Below are 19,251 nucleotides of genomic sequence, written 5' to 3'. Positions count from 1 at the left end.
AACGGCAATAAAAAAGGGCGACATCACTGTCGCCCTGATACCCGTCATACTTCGAGTTGCCGCTGCGTTAGCTGCGTGTGTTTACCCCAGTCACTTACTTCAGTAAGCTCTTGGGGATTCACCCACTTGCTGCCTTCCTGCAATTCGAATTATTTAGGGTATCCATCAAATTAACTTCAATGCAATCCAGTAGAGCGAACCCGACAGCAAAATACACACTGGCAGGGTGAATACCCACGCCATAGCGATATTTTTGATGGTGCGGCTCTGCAATCCACCGCCATCGACCAGCATCGTACCGGCTACCGACGACGACAGAATGTGGGTGGTTGAAACGGGCATACCGGTGTAGCTGGCCACGCCAATCGAGACGGCGGCTGTCACCTGCGCCGACATACCTTGCGCATAGGTCATGCCTTTTTTACCGATTTTCTCACCAATCGTGGTGGCAACACGACGCCAGCCAATCATGGTACCGATGCCCAGCGCCAGCGCGACAGCCACAATAATCCAGATCGGTGCGTACTCAACGGTGCCGAGCAAATCGCTTTTCAGCTTGTTGAGGAAGCGCTTATCTTCCGCGCTGGTCTCAGGCAGCTTGGCCACTTTATCCACGGTATCGGACACGCACAGCAGCAGACGACGCATCTGGCTACGTTGGTCAACATTCAGCTGATCGTAGCTCTGCAGATTGTTCAGCAGCAGCTGAGCGCGATCGATGGCCTGCAACGCACGGCTGCTATCGCAATGGAACTCCTGCGGACCGCCAAGCGACTCATCTGGCGTGGGTACCACAGGCGGCGCCATCTGCACCATGTGCGTCAGCGACTCGTTGTGTTGCTGATAATACTGTTCCAGATGGTTTACTGCGTCACGCGTGCGAGTGATGTCATAACCGGACGCATTCAGGTTAACCACAAAACCCGCCGGCGCTACGCCGATCAGCACCAGCATAATCAGGCCAATGCCTTTCTGACCATCATTTGCGCCGTGGGAGTAGCTCACGCCAATCGCCGAAACGATCAGGGCAATGCGCGTCCAGAACGGTGGTTTTTTCTTGCCATCAATCTTTTCACGGTCAGCGGGCGTCATGTGGATGCGTGAACGTTTCTTGGTTCCACTCCAGTAGCGACGCAGGATAAAGATCAGACCGCCTGCAATCACCAGACCCACAATCGGTGAAAGAATCAGGGACATGAAGATGTTGATGACTTTCGGCAGGTTGAGCGCATCAACCACCGAGGTGCCGGTCATCAGGGCGTTGGTGAGACCAATACCGATGATAGCGCCAATCAAGGTGTGAGAACTGGAGGCCGGCAAACCCAAATACCAGGTGCCAAGGTTCCAGATAATCGCGGCCAGCAGCATGGAGAACACCATGGCAAGACCGTGTGCCGAACCGACATTCAACAGTAAATCGGTTGGAAGCATGTGAACGATGGCATACGCCACGCTCAATCCACCAAGCAAAACACCCAGGAAATTGAAAACACCCGCCATAACCACTGCCAGTTGCGCCCGCATCGCACGCGTATAAATGACAGTCGCGACCGCGTTAGCAGTGTCGTGGAAACCGTTGATTGCTTCATAGAACAATACAAACAGCAGAGCAAGAATCAGTAACAGGCTGGTACTGAGGTCGAGACCAGCAAACAGATGTAGCATAAACGTTACGCCATTTTGGGAGGACATGAACGCGGCGCATTATCTGCGACAACGTGCGCGATATGAAAGAAAAATATAGCTCTTTATTGTCTTAAAATTGTAATGCTGCGTATAGATTTAGCTGAAAATAGCGAAAAATTAGTGAGTTACATTATGACACATTTGCGGCGTTTTTTTGAAGCTGGCGCTAAAAGCCGCAGATCTCTACAATCAGCGCCTTTCGGACAGGTTGGGTAAAGCAGTGGAAAAGTTTGACGTTATCATTATTGGTGCAGGCGCAGCCGGCATGTTCTGTGCGGCGCAGGCAGGGCAATTGGGTCGTCGCGTGTTGCTGCTGGATAACGGCAAAAAAGCGGGCCGCAAGATTTTGATGTCAGGCGGCGGTCGCTGCAACTTCACCAACATGCATACCGAGCCGGCGGCGTATCTGTCGCACAATCCCCATTTCTGTAAATCGGCGCTGGCACGTTACAACCAGTGGGATTTCATCGATCTGGTTAATCGGCACGGCATTGCCTGGCACGAAAAAACGCTTGGGCAATTGTTCTGCGATGACTCCGCACAGCAGATTGTCGATCTGCTGTTGAAAGAGTGTGATGCCGGGCAGGTAACGCTGCGCTTGCGCAGTGAAGTGCTGAGCGTTGAGCGCGATGACAGCGGCTACACTTTGCAGCTTAACGGCACGGCGGTGCAGGCGGAGAAGCTGGTCATTGCCAGCGGCGGACTCTCGATGCCCGGCCTCGGCGCTACGCCATTTGGTTACAAAGTGGCGGAACAGTTCGGCCTGAAAGTGTTTCCAACGCGCGCGGCATTGGTGCCTTTCACCTTGCATAAACCGCTGCTTGAACAGCTCAATACGCTGTCGGGCGTAGCATTGCCGACCACGATCACCGCGCAGGACGGCACCTTATTTAAAGAAGCGATGCTGTTTACCCATCGCGGCTTGTCGGGTCCTGCTGTGCTGCAAATCTCCAGCTATTGGCAACCGGGCGAATTCGTCACCATTGATTTGTCACCCGCTACTTCGCTGGATGATTTCATTAATGTGCAGCGCGAGGCGCACCCCAATCTTAGCCTGAAAAACAGCCTGGCGAAGATTCTGCCAAAACGTTTGGTGGAAGTGCTGCAGGAGCTGAAGCAGATTCCCGATGTCACGCTGAAGCAGCTGAACAGCAAGCAGCAGGGCGAACTGGTCAGCACGCTGCATCAATGGCGCGTGCAGCCGAACGGCACCGAAGGTTACCGCACTGCCGAAGTAACGCTGGGCGGCGTCGACACCACGCAGCTATCGTCGAAAACCATGGAAGCGCGCGATGTGCCGGGCTTATTCTTTATCGGCGAAGTGGTGGATGTCACCGGTTGGTTGGGCGGCTATAACTTCCAGTGGGCATGGAGCTCGGCCTGGGCGTGTGCGCAGGCGCTTTAAGCATGCTGAATAGGTCACGCCCGTGCAATCTGCTACTATCGCGCGCTTTACACTCCAGCGGGTGACTCGCCTTATGTTGAAAATCAAATTCCTCCTGCCGTTGCTGATCGTGATGAGTGCGGTTGTCTGGTGGCTGATGCCGCATTACAGCGATGAGGACAAAGGCTATTACATCGCCATGTTCTGCACCCTGACGCACGATGGGCGCGGTAACACGTCGCAGGATATGCAGCAGATTATTGAAGGCAGCAATTCGGATTACGCGTTGCAGAAGATCCATTTCCAACGTGGTCTGGCCGATCATCTGCACAGGGTTTGGCAGGATTTATCTCCGCAACAACAGCAGCAAGCGCGGCAGGATGGCTTATCCTGCCGCCGTGTAATGTCTGAGAAACTGCTGCCCGGCCAGCCGGTGCAGTAATTAATGTACCGGCAGCGCTAATACCTGATCGGTGGTTTTAATTTCAGCAAACACATCTGCAGCCCCTGCCAGCGCGGCTTGCTGCAAATCCGTGCCAACAAATGAACCTGGCGTAGCTTTGCTGATCACGCAGTCACCTTGAGCGGGCTTAAATCTTTGTGGAACTCGGCGAAACCGCTGATGCTGCGCCGGCATTTCAAGAAGCAACTCAACACCTCTCCGCTGCAATATCGCAAAACCTTTCGCGGCCGATCCTGGCGAGAGTTTTGCGAGCCGTTTTGCATCCGCATGTACGTTACTTGTTGTACTAATTGATATTTTCCGTAGCGCAGCGCAAAATATCAACAGTCACATGGTGCAATAATTGCTCGCTGGGCATGATGTTGGCATACGCGCCACATCAACTCAGGAGCTTCACGGATGACACTCGCGATGATGAATACACATAAAGCCTTTAAAGCGCTGCAACTGGCCGGCGTCAGCGATCAACAAGCTGAAGCCATGGTCGAGATTTTTACTGAGATGCAGCAGGATAATGCGTTATCGCGTGCCGATCTGATGCAGGCCGGCGAAGGGATAAGCGGAAGTATTAAAGAGCTGGACGATAGGCTTAGCGGTGCGGTCAAAGAGTTGGATATTAGGCTGAGTGGAGCGATTAAAGAGCTGGACGATCGGCTTAGCGGTGCGGTCAAAGAGTTGGATATCAGGCTAACTGGAGCGATTAAAGAGCTGGACGATAGGCTTAGCGGTGTGGTCAAAGAGCTGGATATTAGGCTCAGCGGTGCGATTAAAGAGCTGGATGGGCGCCTTAATAAAGTTGAGCTACGACTTGATAAGATTGAAGCCCGACTTGATAAGGTGGAAGCTCGACTTGATAAGGTAGAAGCTCGTCTTGAAGTCATTGAAAGGGACATCAATGTTCTTAAAACCGACATGCGCTGGATAAAGCGCCTGTTAATGGTGATGGCCACCACCATGGTCATAGCGGCAATCAAATACATCTTCTCTTAAATCTCTCCACCGCAGCCGAGTACAGTCGGCTGTACTCGCAGCGCGGTGCGATTCACATTCCCACATTAACACTTCCGCCAGATACGCTTTACGCCGTGTAATTTGATGCGGCGCACACTTATGCCGCGCTAAAACCACAACACTGCCCTCCAGATAATCAGACTGGAGTCCAGCATGTTGGAAATTACGCCTGTCCCCGCCCTGACGCGCGCGATTGCGATTCTCGACTTTATTGCGCAGCACGGGCCCTGCAGCGCCGCCGAGATCATTGAAGCGCTGACGCTGCCAAAAAGCAGCGCCTATCTGCTGTTCGCTGAGCTAAAAAAACAGCGTCTGATAACCATTGATCGCAACAACAACTATTGCCTGTGGACCCGGCTGGTGGAGTTTGCCGGTCATGCACTGCAGCACATGGATATTCGTGATATCGCGCGTCCCCGTCTGACCCGCTTAATGCAGCAAACCAATCTGCTGTGCCACCTCGGCATCCTCGATGGTGGCCACGCCTGTTACATCCTCAAACTCGAATCTGCCGCCACCATCAGCGTGCGCTCGCACGAAGGAAAAAGCCTGTCGCTGTATCGCTCGGGCATTGGTAAATGCCTGCTGGCCTGGCAACGGCCCGAAGAGCAAGAACGCATCATTAATGACATGCGCTTTGTGGCGGTAACGCCAACGTCGCTACGAAGCGCCGACGCTTTGCGCACCGAGTTAGCACGTATACGTCGTCAGGGCTGGAGCTTTGATAACGGCGAGGATTATCCCGATGTGCGCTGTGTGGCGGCACCGATTTTCAACGTTCGCGAGCAGTTAGTCGCCGCCATTTCGCTGGTTGGCACCCGGCTCGACATTGACGATGACAAGCGCGATTACCTCGCAGGTCAGGCGATTGCCTGCGCCCGCGACATTTCCCGTCTGCTGGGCTGGCGTAGCCCGGCGGAAAAACACGCCTCGTAACCAGGAGAAGACCATGTCCTTACCTAAAATTAAAACAGTCCGCGCCTACTTTGCCGGTGGCGCAACGGCCGATAAAGCGGCGGCTGGTGGTGATTATCACGATCAAGGTGCCAATCACTGGATTGACGATCACGTCGCCACGCCAATGAGTAAATACAAGCAGTATGAGCAGTCACGCCAATCCTTCGGCATCAACGTATTAGGGACGTTAATTGTCGAAGTGGAAGCCGATAACGGCCAGACCGGTTTTGCGATTACCACCGGCGGTGAAATGGGTTGCTTCATCGTGGAAAAACATCTGAATCGTTTCCTGGAAGGGCGCTGTGTCAGCGATATCAAGCTAATCCATGATCAGATGATGAACGCCACCATGTATTACGCCGGCTCCGGCGGATTGGTCATGAACACCATTTCATGTGTGGATTTAGCGCTGTGGGATCTGTTCGGTAAAGTCACCGATCTGCCGGTGTACAAGCTGTTGGGCGGCGCGGTGCGCGATGAATTGCAGTTCTACGCTACCGGTGCACGACCCGACCTGGCGCAAAAATTGGGCTTCATCGGCGGAAAAATGGCGGTGCAGTGGGGACCGCACGATGGCGACGAAGGTATTCGCAAAGAGGTGGCGCGCATCGCTCACTATCGTGAAACCTGCGGCCCGGATTTCTGGCTGATGCTCGACTGCTGGATGAGTCAGGACGTCAATTTCGCTACCAAACTGGCACACGGTTGTGCGCCTTATAACGTTAAGTGGCTGGAAGAGTGTTTGCCGCCACAGCAATTCGAAGGCTATGCGCAACTGAAACAGCAGGCGCCGCAGGGCATGTTGATTACCAGCGGCGAACACCACGGCACGCTGCAATCGTTCCGCACCCTGGCAGAAACCGGCATTGATATCTTGCAGCCTGACGTGGGTTGGTGCGGCGGCCTGACCACGCTGGTGGAGGTGGCTGCGCTGGCGAAATCACGCGGCCAGCTGGTGGTGCCGCATGGATCTTCGGTTTACTCGCATCACGCAGTCATCACCTTCACCAACAGCCCATTCAGTGAATTCCTGATGACCAGCCCGGATTGCAGCACGCTCCGTCCGCAGTTTGATCCGCTGCTGATTAACGAGCCGGTGCCGGTGAATGGCCGCATGCACAAATCCGTGCTGGATAAACCGGGCTTCGGTGTGGAATTGAACCGCGATGGCCTGAAACGTCCTTATCAACACTAAATCGCAGCGGCTGCGGCATGATGTCGCAGCCGTTGGTGAGGGTTTTTCTCATGGATAATCTGGTGTTAAGCGCGGTAAAGAAAAACCGCGCACGTCTCATTCCTTTCATGCTGATGCTCTACGTGTTGGCATTCCTCGACCGCGCCAATATTGGTTTCGCCAAAGAGGCTTACCAACTCGATACCGGGCTGAGTAACGAAGCCTACGCATTAGGTGCCGGCATCTTTTTTGTGGTTTACGCGCTCCTTGGCGTTCCGGCTAATCTGCTAATGCGCCGTTTTGGTGCCCGCAGCTGGATTGGCACCACCACGCTGCTGTGGGGCTTTCTCTCAGCGGCGATGGCGTTTGCCGATACCGAAGCGAAGTTTTTACTGGTGCGTACCTTGCTCGGTGCTGCCGAAGCGGGCTTCTTTCCCGGCATGATCTATCTGACTTCGCTGTGGTTCCCGCAGCAGCAGCGTGCCAGCGTAATGGGGCTGTTCTATATGGGCGCGCCGTTGGCCTTGACGTTGGGTTCGCCGCTCTCTGGCGCACTGCTGGAAATGCATGGCGTGCTGGGACATCCTGGCTGGTTCTGGATGTTTATCATCGAAGGGCTGCTGGCTGTGGCGGCGGGTATTTTCACCTTTAGCTATATCGACGATACCCCGGCAAAAGCGCGTTTTCTCAGCGCAGAAGAGAAGCAGGCGCTGCAACGTCAGCTGGAGAGTGAAGAGCAGCAAAAGCCCACCGCACACCTGCGTGATGCGCTGCGCAATGGTCGCGTCTGGCAGCTTGCCATTATCTACATGACCATCCAAATCGCGGTATACGGCCTGATCTTCTTCCTGCCTTCGCAGGTGGCGGCGCTGATTGGTACTAAAGTGGGTTTCCTCGCCTCGCTGGTGGCGGCGATTCCGTGGGTGGCTGCGTTGTTCGGTACCTGGCTGATTCCACGTTACTCCGATCGTAGCGGCGAGCGGCGTCGGGTGGCGGCGTTTACCTTGCTGGCCGCCGCGTTGGGTATCGGTCTTTCCGGCCTGGTTTCACCTTTGCTGGCCATTATTGCGCTTAGCGTTGCGGCCGTTGGTTTTATTGCGGTGCAGCCGGTGTTCTGGACCATGCCAACCCAATTGCTGTCCGGCACCGCGCTGGCGGCGGGCATTGGCTTCGTCAACTTGTTTGGTGCTGTCGGCGGTTTCCTTGCACCGCTGATTCGCGTTAACGCTGAGATGCAATTTAACAGCAGCAGCGCCGGATTACTGGCATTGGCGCTGATTGCCGCCATCGGCTCGCTGATTATTCTGAGTCTGAAAGTGGATCGCCCATTGCCGCAATCCCCACAGACAAGTCATTAAAAAAGGAGGATGTATGCAGGATCCGTTGAAAAATCCGTTCAAAGCCGGATTGGCTAAAGGCGAAACGCAAATTGGCCTGTGGCTGAGCAGTACATCGTCATATCTGGCCGAAATTGCCGCTACCAGCGGCTACGACTGGCTGTTGATTGATGGCGAACATGCACCGAATACCGTGCAGGATCTCTATCACCAACTGCAGGCCATCGCGCCTTATCGCAGTCAGCCGGTGATTCGCCCAATCGAATTCCAGACGGCGCTCATCAAGCAGGTGCTGGATATCGGCGCACGCACCTTGCTGGTGCCGATGATCGACACCGCCGAGCAGGCGCAGGCGCTGGTTAAGGCAACGCGCTATCCGCCTTATGGCACACGCGGCGTTGGCGCGGGTGTCGCGCGGGCAGCACGTTGGGGACGGGTGGAAAATTATATGGCGCGCGCCAATGAAGAGCTGTGTCTGCTGATTCAGGCCGAGAGCAAAACCGCGATTGATAACCTGGATGCATTGCTGGAAGTGGAGGGCGTAGACGGAATATTTATCGGCCCGGCGGATTTATCAGCCTCGTTGGGCTATCCCGATAATGCGGATCATCCAGAGGTGCAGAAAGTGATTGAGCACAGTATTCAACGTATCCGCAGCGCGGGAAAAGCCGCAGGTTTTCTGGCGGTTAATCTGGCCATGGCGGAACGGGCCATCAGTTGGGGGGCCAACTTTGTCGCCGTCGGCGTGGATACCATGCTTTATACCGATGCGCTGGATAGTCGATTAGCGCATTTTAAAAAGAGCGCAATGGCGCTGAATAAATCGAGCTACTAAATCCGAGGCGGATGGTAAGCCATCCGCATTTTATTAATTAAATAGAGCATAGAATTGGAATAAATCAATCAGTTGATGTCTAAAGGCGCTAATAAATAGTTAGCTAGCTATTTATTAGCGTATGACACAGCTAAGTCGCGGGTCGAATTTATCGTTACGCACGGTAGGTGCAATAATATCTTTATTACGTTCCGTTGCATCAAAACCTGCCTGACGGCAAAGCACACAGGGATCGCTACTTTCGCTCAGGGCTTGTCTGGCTTGGTCATCAAGTTGCCTTTTGCGGCAAAATAGCGGCGTACAGCCCAGCACATGCTTAAATGAACGCGTGAAAGATTGCTGACTTTCAAAATGGTATTTCACTGCCAGACCGATTATGGGTGTATTACTGTATTTTAAGTCATTGATACAGTGCACAAGTTTTTTTTTGCGAATATATCGAGCTAGCGTTTCGTTGTGATAGCGGGCGAAGAGTTTCTGCAAATACCATTTGGAATAGCCAGACTTCAGTGCAATATCATCGATGCTCAAACGTTGATCCAGATTAGTCATAATCCATTCGGTCACTGAATCAATTACCCCTTCATTATATTTTTGCTGTGTCATCGTAGTTCTCCATTAACAACTGAAGAGTGTAATTTAATTAACCTTTCCAATCTGCAATTAATGTAAAGTTTTTTGATGATTCGGCTGTTTTTTTATTTGTCATCAAGACCGGTCTTGATTTTCGTGAATATAAACGTTTGCATGTTGTGATGATGTTGAATATTTATCGTAATAACGCAAGTGATTATTAACTCAAATTTCGCATCGCTTTGCAGCGCTTAACGGTAATTTTTGCGTATTTCAGCGGCACAGACCATCAATACATAAACAGGATTTACGTGCCAGACTGAATGTTTTCACTGTTAAGGAACGGCCACATGCCTTTTTGTTTCAAGCCAAAACAGTCACTTGCCACTCTTCTGGCATCGATGGCGTTATTCAGCACCGCACCGGCCGTTGCCGCCAATGTCTATGGTGAACAGTTAGAAGGGTTCAGTTATCCCTATCCGCTGCAGCACTATAATTTCTCATCGCAGCAGCAGGCGCTGAGTATGGGTTATATGGATATTAAGCCCACGCAGCAGGCCAATGGCAAAACGGTGGTGCTAATGCACGGTAAGAACTTCTGCGGCGCAACCTGGGATGACACCATTAAAGCGCTGAGTCAGAAAGGCTACCGCGTCATTGCTCCGGATCAGATCGGTTTCTGCAGCTCAACTAAACCTGCCAACTATCAATACACCTTCCAGCAGCTGGCGCAGAATACCCATCAATTGTTGCAGCAGCTGGGTATCGAAAACGCCATTATCATCGGGCATTCCACCGGCGGCATGCTGGCGACGCGCTATGCGCTGATGTATCCAAAGCAAACCCAAAAACTGGTATTAGTGAATCCCATTGGCTTAGAGGACTGGAAAGCCAAGGGCGCACCGTGGCGCTCGGTGGATCAGTGGTATCAGCGTGAACTCAAGCTGGATGCGGCGGGCATCAAGAAGTACGAACAGCAGACTTATTACAGCGGCCAGTGGAAGCCAGAATATGACAAATGGGTCGATATGCTGGCCGGACTCAATAGCGGACCGGGCCACACAAAAGTGGCGTGGAACTCGGCACTCATCTACGACATGATTTTCACTCAGCCGGTCTATTACGAGTTTAAAGACTTGCGCGTGCCAACCACCTTGATGATTGGCACTGCCGACACCACGGCGATTGGCAGCGATATCGCCTCGCCAGAAGTGAAAGCGAAACTCGGGCACTACAACCTGCTGGGCAAGCAAGTCGCACAGATGATTCCAGGCGCGCACTTAATTGAATTCCCGGGTATGGGACATGCGCCGCAAATGGAAGAGCCGCAGAAGTTTAATCAGACATTGATCGGTGATTTAGCGGGTCATTAATCCCATGGTCGCCATTGATGGCGACCCACAATCAACTCAGATTCTTTTTACCGTTCTTCGCGGCGTACATGCGTTCGTCGCTTCCTTCCAGCAACTGCTCCAGCGATTGCGGATGATCGGGATCAAACTCAACAATGCCTGAAGAGAAGTGAAGGGCGTAGCGACGCTCCAGATTCTGGGTTTGCTGCTGTAGGAAACGATCAAAGCGCGCCAATGCACCTTCGGCATCGCCTTGTTGCAAGCCGTTAAACAGCACCACAAACTCATCGCCACCTAAACGTGCAAAGATATCCGCATGGCGGAAACTCACTTTCATGGCATCGGCAAAGTCCATCAGCGCGCGGTCGCCTTCGCGATGGCCGAGTGTATCGTTGATGGCTTTGAAACGATCGAGATCGAGGAAGGTCAGGCTGGCCGGTAACTGCTTGATCTGGCACTCATTCAGCGCCAGCTGGCCGAGCGTCATAAAGCCGCGACGGTTGGTAATTTGCGTCAGCTCATCCGAAGTGGCGGTCTGGAAAGCCACCAGTTCTGCTTCCGCCATGGCCGCTAAATCGCGCAGCGTGTGGATATCGTCGGCGTTAAACTCGCGCGTGTGGTGATCGATAAGACACAGCGTGCCGACTTTGGCACCGGCTGGCGTGCGCAGTGGGCAACCGGCGTAGAAACGTATCGGGTTGTCGTTATCTTTAACCAGCGGATTGTCGTGGAAACGCTCATCATCCAGCGGATTCTCTACCACCATCACATCATCTTGCAGAATGGCGTGGCCACAGAATGAGGTATTGCGTGGCGCGGTTGCCGCACTCGGCCCGGCAATCGATTTGAACCATTGATGGTCCTCTTCCATTAGGCTGACGAGCGCCACCGGCACGCCAAATAGGCGACGGGCAAGACGGGTTAATCGGTCAAAACGCTCTTCTGCAGGCGTGTGCAGAATGTTGAGCGCACGTAACTGGGCCAGACGATGTGACTCGTCCGCAGGCAGTGCAGGTGCTTTCATCGCGTTACTCTTATTAATTATGGAATTACAGAAACACTGGTGTTTGTGCCACAAAGGCTGAAAGCGCCTGGCAACGGTATGCGATGTCCGATGCCAAGCGTAACGATAATCAGAGCACTTTTTGCTCGGCGAGATCAAGGGCAAAATAGCTGAAAATGAGATCGGCACCGGCACGTTTAATTGCGCCAAGGCTTTCCAGAACCACATTACGTTCGTCGATTGCGCCCGCTTGTGCCGCGAATTTAATCATCGCGTACTCACCACTGACCTGGTACGCAGCCAGCGGCAATGTGGTGCGCTCGCGGATATCGCGCAGGATATCGAGGTAGGCACCCGCCGGTTTTACCATCAGTGAATCTGCACCTTCCGCTTCATCCAGCAGCGACTCACGCAAGGCTTCACGGCGGTTCATCGGATTCATCTGGTAAGTTTTACGGTCGCCCTTCAGCGCGGTTCCTGCCGCTTCACGGAACGGGCCGTAGAAGGAGGATGCGAACTTAGTCGAGTAAGACATGATGGCGGTATCGGTGAAGCCCGCAGCGTCGAGCGCCTGGCGGATGGCTTTAACCTGGCCATCCATCGCCGCAGAAGGTGCGATAAAGTCGGCACCTGCTTGTGCAGCAACAACGGCTTGTTTACCGAGATTAATCAGCGTCTGGTCGTTATCGACGCCATGATCGCACAGCACGCCGCAATGGCCGTGACTGGTGTATTCACAGAAACAGGTGTCAGACATGACGATCATTTCTGGCACGGTGTCTTTGCAGATACGTGCCATGCGCGCCACTAAACCGTTTTCATTCCAGGCATCGCTGCCGGTGGCGTCGGTATGGTGGGAAATGCCGAAGGTCATCACTGAACGGATGCCTGCTTTGGCGATACGTTCGATCTCATACGCCAGACGTTTTTCTGGGATACGTCGTACGCCCGGCATGGCGTTGATCGGCACGTAATCATCCACACCTTCTTCGACGAAAATCGGCAGTGCCAGATCGTTGATGCTGAGGTTGGATTCCTGGAACATCTCACGCATTGACGCGCTTTTACGCAGCCTTCTTGGGCGCTGGATCAGATTAAATTCAGACATGATCTACAACTTATACAGGTTAAAAAAGTGGCAATAGTTTACCCCTTTTCGCGCCGGTGGATGAAGGATTGTGTGCGGAAACGAAAACTCCCGCCGGGCGGCGGGAGTGGAGAAGATTACTCGTTGATGTCCGGGTGCTGCTGCACCAGGTTTTTACGCTTCGCCTCTAGCTTAGCGATTTCACCATCAATATCTTCGATTTTTTGCTCGATATTGTCGTGATGCTCCTGCAGGATTTCACGCGCCTCTTCCATGTCCGAGGCCGCCGGAGTCGCGCCGCGCAGCGGCTTGTTAGCGGTCTCTTTCATGTAGATACCGGTAATCAAACCAATCACCGCAACAACCATCAGATAGTAAGCCGGCATATACAGATTGTTAGTGGCTTCGACTAAATAAGCGGCGAGTGTCGGGGTTAAACCAGCAATCAGCACCGAGATATTAAAGGCACTTGCTAACGCGCTGTAGCGGATGTGAGTGGGGAACATCGCCGGTAGCGACGACGCCATCACACCGGTAAAGGCATTGAGAATCACCGCCATCAGTAGCAGACCCGCAAAAATCAGGCCCAATACACCGCTATTGATCAGCATAAAGGACGGTATCGCGAAGATGAACAGGGCGATAGAGCCAATGATGACAAACGGACGACGACCAAAACGGTCACTCAACATGCCCATCACTGGCTGCACAAACAGCATACCCATCATGATGGCGATAATAATTAATACGCCATGATCTTCAGAGTAGTGCAGGTTGTGTGACAGATAACTCGGCATGTAAGTCAGCAGCATGTAGTAGGTCACGTTGGTGGCAATCACCAGACCGATACAGGCCAACAGGCTTTTCCAGTGTTTGGTCGCGATCTCTTTAAACGACACTTTCGGGCCGTCGCGCAGACCTTCACGGTCGCCCTGTTCCAGCTTCTCAACGTGCTGCTGGAACGCTGGGGTTTCTTCCAGTGCGTGACGCAGATACAAACCAATGATGCCTAGCGGCAGCGCGATAAAGAAGGGAATGCGCCAGCCCCATTCGAGGAATTTCTCTTCACCGATAATGGTGGAAATCAGCACCACGACACCCGCACCCAGGACGAAACCGGCGATGGAGCCGAAATCAAGCCAGCTGCCCATAAAGCCGCGCTTACGGTCAGGCGAGTACTCTGCAACAAAGATCGATGCGCCGGTATATTCACCGCCGACCGAAAAGCCCTGCGCCATTTTTGCCAACAGCAGTAGGATCGGTGCCCAGATGCCAATTGTGGCATAAGAGGGTATCAAGCCAATACAGAAGGTACTGATCGACATGATGACGATGGTAATAGAAAGGATTTTCTGGCGACCGTATTTATCGCCCAACATGCCGAAGAATAAACCACCGAGTGGCCGAATCAGGAACGGAACCGAGAACGTACCCAGTGCGGCAATCATCTGTACACTTGGCGAAGCATCTGGGAAGAACACCTTACCCAGTGCATAAGCCACAAAGCCATAAACACCAAAATCAAACCATTCCATCGCGTTGCCCAGCGAAGCCGCGGTGATGGCTTTACGTAAACGGGAGTCATCGATAATCGTGACATCATCAATCCCGATAGGTTTTACACGCTTCCTACGTAGTTTCATGCAGATACCCTGTATTGGAATTCGAAAAATCCTCAACGCTGCGGACTCAATAAATGCCAACAGTCCGCGGCGTTGAGAAAATTAAAGCATAGCGGGGATATAACATTTTTTCCCTGCCCTGCGCGGCAATTATTAGGGGGTTAATGATTGCCAACCGCGACAGAGTATACCGATTTTGTGTGATATTTGTCATGTTTCCGCCATTAACTGGCTATTTTCTAGCTAATGCTGTGGCCTATTAACCCCCTTAAACGCGTCAAAAAAAGCTGAGACTTTCCACCAGCGATTTGCACTAAGCGTGCGCCATTTAGCGAAACTACATATACTTGCGTGAGTTGCTTTTTTGGAAATCAGGTTTCATATGGCGCGCTTTATTTTATTTGCCAAAAGTCTCTGTTTTGATGCCGACCAACAGGTGTTTTATCCCCTCAATTCTCCTGCACAACGCGTGGCATTGAGTCCGTTGCAAAGTGCGGTATTGCGTCGCGTGCTGAATGCACAAGGTAAGCTGGTGCGCAATCAGGCGCTGCATGTGCTGTTCCAGCGCGAACCTTCCAATATGACATTTGCCGATCGGCTCACGGTGACCATCACTGAGATCAATCGTCTGGCGCAGCAGGCGTACGCACCGGGCGCTCTGATTCACCAGGTGCCGCTGATTGGTTGCGTGTTAGCGGAGCAGGTGGACGTCGAATCCTCCGATGATGCTGCATCGTCTGCTCCCGCAGCGGAAACGTCGGCAACTGCGCGACCCAAACCTGTTGTTCACACCGATGCGGTCAAGAAAAAATCCTGGCTGTTACGCGGCATAATACTGGGCATATTGCTGCTCAATGCGGTGCTGGCATTGGTGGCGCGCCAGGCATTTGCTCCCGTAAAACAAGGGGGGATGCACTATAAATTTTATAATCAGCATACCCAGACCCAGATATTTATTGCGGAAAGCTTCTCCACTCACTCTTTGGTTGTTAGCGATGCGCTGCAACGTTTCGACGATGTAAAGCCGCGCATGCCTGATGGCTCAATGCCAGCGCTGCTGTACATCAATCAGAGTCGAACCCGTGTTCATACCAGCGCTTTCCTCTGCGCCAGACCGATCGCACTAAAGGATAATGAGTGCATATCGTGGATGGTGTTTATTCAGGAGTTACCCGATGCGTAAATCATTACGGATTAGCGCGGTTTTGGTGGCCTTCATTCTTCCCTGGGCGTTGGTGCTGTTGGTGCGGCCATCCGAACCCGTGCCGGAATGGTGTGAAATACCCTATCGTATTGATAATCTGGGGAATCCGGAAGGCACGCTGAATGCAACGATACGCACTCGCTTTAAAGCGGATGGGAGCGGCACGTCAATGCTCTTCGGTAACGTCACTGTGCGAGATCGACAATATCGGCTGAACCGAGCTGCGGTCAGCACCTGGCATCGTCAGGGCGATTTTATGTTAGTGAACACTCGTAAGGTTCAGGTGATGGCCGATGATACGCTGCCCGAAGCGCTCGCAGCGCAGATCCTCTTCACTTCGGCGCTTGAGTCCCACAATGATTATTATCAGATGTATCAACTCCCTAACGGCGATCAAATAATCAATTATTCTGGCATGCCGCGGCTTTATTGCCATACCTGATTACGGGCTAGATAGATAAGTAAAACTTATCAAAATTCGAGGCGATATGCACCTCTTGCCAGCGTGTAAACATTCAGTAATACTCTGCCGCCTTGCTTTGGTGGAGTGTTCATGTCGAGGAAAAACGCCCAGTTATATAAGAATCCCTGGCTGTCGATGATCGACAGTGTAGAAAGGAATCTTATCAATCTTGTGCCGACAGCGCAGCGTAATACTGTGGTTTCCGGCAACCCGATTGAGTGGAGTAACTGTGGCGAGCGTGCAGATGCGCAGCTGGCATTGTTGGTGCAACAACCGGATGAACTGTTGCAGCGCCTAAAAAGCTGGCGCCAGGCTGGATTACTCTCCAGTCAGGCGCTGGACGGCTTTCGTCAGCTGCAACGCCTGACACAAACCAGCATCGCGCGTAACCAACCCATCACGCAACTTGATGAATATCAGCAGTTAGTTGGGCAAATAACGCCAACGCTGGAGCGCATAAGCCAACGTCTTAACGCGCAACGCGCTCTTCCTGATAGCGCACTGGCAGAAGACAGTCTCGAAGTGGCGTTGCGCATCGCCGAAAAACGTCGTGCAGGACGTTCAGAGTAGTGAGCGCAGCGGCGCACCCGTCAACCATCCCTGAATATCTTCCACCGCCTGCGTGAAGTAGGTGTGATAATTGCTGTCAGCAACATAGCCAAGATGCGGCGTTGCCAGCACGTTCGGCAGCAAACGCAGCGGATGGTCTGCGGGCAGCGGTTCTTGTTCAAACACATCCAATCCCGCAGCGGCTAACTGGCCCGATTGTAGCGCGGCGATCATTGCTGGTTGATCGACAATGCCGGCGCGCGAGGTGTTAATTAGCAGCGCACCAGGTTTCATTTGTCCCAGTGCGGCAGCGTCCATCAAATGCCGTGAACGCTCGCTAAGCACCAGATGAATCGACACCACATCGCTGATGTTCAGCAGCGCGTTCAGCGATGACATGCGCTCAACGCCACAGGCGATGGCACGTTCGGAGGTTAAATTCTGGCTCCATGCACACACGCGCATACCAAACGCCTGCGCCACTTTTGCCATTTCGCCGCCAATCTTGCCGAGTCCGAGCAATCCGAGCGTTTTGCCTTGCAGGCTCATGCCTAAGGTGTGCTGCCATGCGCCATTACTGCGCAGCGCCTGATTCTCTGGCACGATGTGGCGCGCCAACCCCAGTAGCAATGCCCACGTCAGTTCCATGGGTGCCGCGCTGCTGCTGGCGGTGCCGCACACCGCAATGTAGCGTTCGGCGCAAGCGTGCAAATCGATGGCAGCATTGCGCATTCCGGAGGTGACCACCATCTTCAGGTTAGGCAGACGGCCAATCAGTTCGGCGCTCAGCGGCGTGCGTTCACGCATCACCACCAGAATATCTGCCTGCACGATCTGCTTAACCAGTTCATCCTGGTCGGTGTAATGAGAGGAGAGGGAAGTGGTGTGAACCAATGGTTCAAGAGACGCCCAATCGGCAAGCGTTAGGGCGACGTTCTGGTAATCATCAAGAATGATGCAGTTCAGGCTCATGATGTTCCTCAACGAGAAGTGGCTTGTGCCCTTGCTCGCTGAGCCAGGCACGCAGCCGGTCATTATCCAGCGGACGGGCATAATAGTAGCCCTGAATAAATATCACACCACGCTGCCGCAGGTATTCAAATTGTGTTGCGGTCTCTACGCCTTCACCGAGCACGTCCAGTTCCAGCTTGTGACAGAGGTTAATAATGGCATCCAGCACCGGCGTCTCGACGTCGAGGCCTTCAATCGCGTTGATAAAGCCGCGATCAATTTTCAGATAATCCAGCGGGAAGGTGAGCAGGTAAGTCAGCGAACAGTGGCCGGTGCCGAAATCATCAATCGCCACCTTCATGCCCTGCGCCCGCAAATGACGCAGTTTGCGCGCCACCATTTCACCATCTTCAATCAGGCTACGTTCGGTCAGTTCCAGCGTAATGCACATCTGCTTGTCTTTAATACGTGCAGCAAACTGCTCAATGTCCGCCACAAAGTCGGCATGTTGCAGGTGTTCCGCCGCCAGGTTCAGCCCGATGTGAAAACCCGGTTCAACCTGCCAGCTTTGAATATCTTCGGCCATCAGCTCTAGCAGATGTTGCGTCAGCGGCACAATCATCCCTTCGGCTTCCGCGGCGCTAATAAAAATATCCGGACGAATCATGTCGCCGTTTGGCCGTTGCCAGCGCAGTAAGGCTTCGGCACCGGCACAGGCTTGTAATGTCGTGCTGTAAACCGGCTGATAATGTACCGAAAACTGCCGGGCGCGGATGGCGCGGCCAATCTCATCGTGCCAGGAGATGCGGCGACGCAACCAGTTGGCGGTGAGGACCATCAGCAGAATCGAGAAAATCGCCGCCATTGGCAGGAAGATAAACAGTGCCTGACGCCAGGCTTTGAGCAACTCAGCAGCCGGAACGGTCACATTAACGGTAATGGGATAGCGGCTGGACTCGGTCTGAAAGGATTCACTTTTCATGTACAGCTTCGGCTGCATGTCATTGGATCCGCTGGCAATCACCGCACCGCCGCTAAATTGCAGGTTCATGTGATAGCCACGCGATCCGCCGATAGCGTTCATAAAGTCCATCAAATATTGGCCGTCGATGACCGCCCAGAAACCGCTGGTATCGGGAAGCTGGCGCATAAACACCACGGCGGGACGATTCGGTACTCCGTAGGTACCGCGCACCGAAATACTCCACCAGGCTTTGCCGGTAATGGGCGGCGGCTGCATCATCATTTCGGTTAGCGTGCCGTGCTTCAGGCCAAAGGCGGAAGAGCAGCTGATGTCATCGCCTTTCAGCATCCCTATAGAGCGGAAATAGGGATTGAGCGTGCCGGCGCGCTGCAGCTGATCTTCAATTTGCGCACAAGGCTGGTAATGATACTGGCGCAGCTCAGTGATCATATCCCAGGCGTTATCGCTCATCTTCTCAGCCTGAGTGAGCAGGGTATTAGCGGTGGAGATCTGCTGTTGGCTCACCGTGTGGCGCGCTTCGATGGCGGTACAAAGGATGCCGAGCACCAGCGGTAACAACCCGGCGCAGACGATTAAGACCCAATCAAAATCGTGATGTCGTTTTTTTAGTGGCAA

Annotated in this window: 18 protein-coding genes and 1 pseudogene; 11 read left to right on the top strand and 8 right to left on the bottom strand. The window is 53.2% G+C overall.

The window, feature by feature from the left end:
* Positions 1-165: 165 nt before the first annotated feature.
* Positions 166-1,665, bottom strand: a complete 1,500-nt coding sequence (gene pitA / locus ACRQ84_RS14120; protein WP_155726429.1) for an inorganic phosphate transporter PitA — start codon at positions 1,663-1,665, stop codon at positions 166-168.
* A gap of 241 nt (positions 1,666-1,906) precedes the next feature.
* Here pitA and ACRQ84_RS14115 point away from each other — a divergent pair, with 241 nt between their 5' ends.
* On the top strand, positions 1,907-3,091 hold the full coding sequence (locus ACRQ84_RS14115) for a BaiN/RdsA family NAD(P)/FAD-dependent oxidoreductase (protein WP_483817930.1): 1,185 nt from the start codon (positions 1,907-1,909) through the stop codon (positions 3,089-3,091).
* A 73-nt stretch (positions 3,092-3,164) separates the two neighbouring features.
* A complete protein-coding gene (locus ACRQ84_RS14110; RefSeq protein WP_483816385.1) occupies positions 3,165-3,512 on the top strand; it encodes a hypothetical protein in 348 nt (115 codons plus the stop codon).
* Here ACRQ84_RS14110 and ACRQ84_RS14105 read toward each other — a convergent pair.
* A pseudogene (locus ACRQ84_RS14105) lies at positions 3,513-3,691 on the bottom strand (cysteine hydrolase); the annotation flags it as partial.
* A gap of 241 nt (positions 3,692-3,932) precedes the next feature.
* Here ACRQ84_RS14105 and ACRQ84_RS14100 point away from each other — a divergent pair.
* The 5 genes from ACRQ84_RS14100 to yfaU all read left to right on the top strand — a co-directional run bounded on the left by ACRQ84_RS14100 (position 3,933) and on the right by yfaU (position 8,847).
* Entirely contained in the window at positions 3,933-4,523 is a 591-nt protein-coding gene (locus tag ACRQ84_RS14100; protein ID WP_483816384.1) for a hemolysin XhlA family protein, read from the top strand.
* A 174-nt stretch (positions 4,524-4,697) separates the two neighbouring features.
* Entirely contained in the window at positions 4,698-5,480 is a 783-nt protein-coding gene (locus ACRQ84_RS14095) for an IclR family transcriptional regulator (protein WP_064741270.1), read from the top strand.
* Positions 5,481-5,493: 13 nt separating this feature from the next.
* Complete coding sequence (gene rhmD / locus ACRQ84_RS14090) at positions 5,494-6,696, top strand: L-rhamnonate dehydratase (RefSeq protein ID WP_483816383.1); 1,203 nt, start codon at positions 5,494-5,496, stop codon at positions 6,694-6,696.
* A 50-nt stretch (positions 6,697-6,746) separates the two neighbouring features.
* A complete protein-coding gene (locus tag ACRQ84_RS14085) occupies positions 6,747-8,033 on the top strand; it encodes an MFS transporter (protein ID WP_483816382.1) in 1,287 nt (428 codons plus the stop codon).
* Positions 8,034-8,046: 13 nt separating this feature from the next.
* On the top strand, positions 8,047-8,847 hold the full coding sequence (gene yfaU / locus ACRQ84_RS14080; RefSeq protein WP_483816381.1) for a 2-keto-3-deoxy-L-rhamnonate aldolase: 801 nt from the start codon (positions 8,047-8,049) through the stop codon (positions 8,845-8,847).
* A gap of 114 nt (positions 8,848-8,961) precedes the next feature.
* Here yfaU and ACRQ84_RS14075 read toward each other — a convergent pair whose 3' ends face one another.
* Positions 8,962-9,453 (bottom strand): helix-turn-helix domain-containing protein, encoded by a 492-nt coding sequence (locus tag ACRQ84_RS14075; protein WP_483816380.1) that lies wholly within the window; start codon positions 9,451-9,453, stop codon positions 8,962-8,964.
* A gap of 317 nt (positions 9,454-9,770) precedes the next feature.
* Here ACRQ84_RS14075 and ACRQ84_RS14070 point away from each other — a divergent pair, with 317 nt between their 5' ends.
* Positions 9,771-10,793, top strand: coding sequence for an alpha/beta fold hydrolase (locus ACRQ84_RS14070; protein WP_483816379.1), 1,023 nt, complete (start codon positions 9,771-9,773; stop codon positions 10,791-10,793).
* Between the two features lie 31 nt (positions 10,794-10,824).
* On the opposite strand, the gene ACRQ84_RS14065 is transcribed toward ACRQ84_RS14070, so the two are convergent.
* From ACRQ84_RS14065 to proP, 3 genes are all read right to left on the bottom strand, one after another.
* A complete protein-coding gene (locus ACRQ84_RS14065; protein ID WP_483816378.1) occupies positions 10,825-11,796 on the bottom strand; it encodes a GGDEF domain-containing protein in 972 nt (323 codons plus the stop codon).
* A 109-nt stretch (positions 11,797-11,905) separates the two neighbouring features.
* The gene (gene hemB / locus ACRQ84_RS14060; protein ID WP_064741263.1) at positions 11,906-12,883 is read right to left on the bottom strand and encodes a porphobilinogen synthase; all 978 of its coding nucleotides are present in this window, start codon (positions 12,881-12,883) and stop codon (positions 11,906-11,908) included.
* Positions 12,884-12,999: 116 nt separating this feature from the next.
* Entirely contained in the window at positions 13,000-14,505 is a 1,506-nt protein-coding gene (proP, locus tag ACRQ84_RS14055; protein ID WP_483816377.1) for a glycine betaine/L-proline transporter ProP, read from the bottom strand.
* A 361-nt stretch (positions 14,506-14,866) separates the two neighbouring features.
* Here proP and ACRQ84_RS14050 point away from each other — a divergent pair, with 361 nt between their 5' ends.
* The 3 genes from ACRQ84_RS14050 to ACRQ84_RS14040 all read left to right on the top strand — a co-directional run bounded on the left by ACRQ84_RS14050 (position 14,867) and on the right by ACRQ84_RS14040 (position 16,721).
* Positions 14,867-15,667: a hypothetical protein gene (locus ACRQ84_RS14050; RefSeq protein ID WP_483816376.1), complete on the top strand. Its 801-nt coding sequence runs from the start codon at positions 14,867-14,869 to the stop codon at positions 15,665-15,667.
* Positions 15,660-16,130: a hypothetical protein gene (locus ACRQ84_RS14045; protein ID WP_483816375.1), complete on the top strand. Its 471-nt coding sequence runs from the start codon at positions 15,660-15,662 to the stop codon at positions 16,128-16,130. The genes ACRQ84_RS14050 and ACRQ84_RS14045 overlap by 8 nt, the downstream gene beginning before the upstream one ends.
* A gap of 111 nt (positions 16,131-16,241) precedes the next feature.
* Positions 16,242-16,721: a hypothetical protein gene (locus ACRQ84_RS14040; protein ID WP_483816374.1), complete on the top strand. Its 480-nt coding sequence runs from the start codon at positions 16,242-16,244 to the stop codon at positions 16,719-16,721.
* Here the strand turns inward: ACRQ84_RS14040 and ACRQ84_RS14035 are convergent.
* Both ACRQ84_RS14035 and ACRQ84_RS14030 read right to left on the bottom strand, forming a co-directional pair.
* Complete coding sequence (locus ACRQ84_RS14035; RefSeq protein WP_483816373.1) at positions 16,713-17,672, bottom strand: D-2-hydroxyacid dehydrogenase family protein; 960 nt, start codon at positions 17,670-17,672, stop codon at positions 16,713-16,715. The two genes, ACRQ84_RS14040 and ACRQ84_RS14035, sit on opposite strands and share 9 nt — an antisense overlap.
* Positions 17,647-19,251, bottom strand: coding sequence for an EAL domain-containing protein (locus ACRQ84_RS14030; RefSeq protein ID WP_483816372.1), 1,605 nt, complete (start codon positions 19,249-19,251; stop codon positions 17,647-17,649). Before ACRQ84_RS14030 ends, ACRQ84_RS14035 begins: the two co-directional genes overlap by 26 nt.

It is taken from the genome of Pantoea sp. E2023-21 (genome assembly GCF_051302795.1).
In the GTDB taxonomy this organism is placed as follows: Bacteria; Pseudomonadota; Gammaproteobacteria; order Enterobacterales; family Enterobacteriaceae; genus Pantoea; species Pantoea ludwigii_A.
This window is presented reverse-complemented; position numbering and strand designations above follow the sequence as displayed.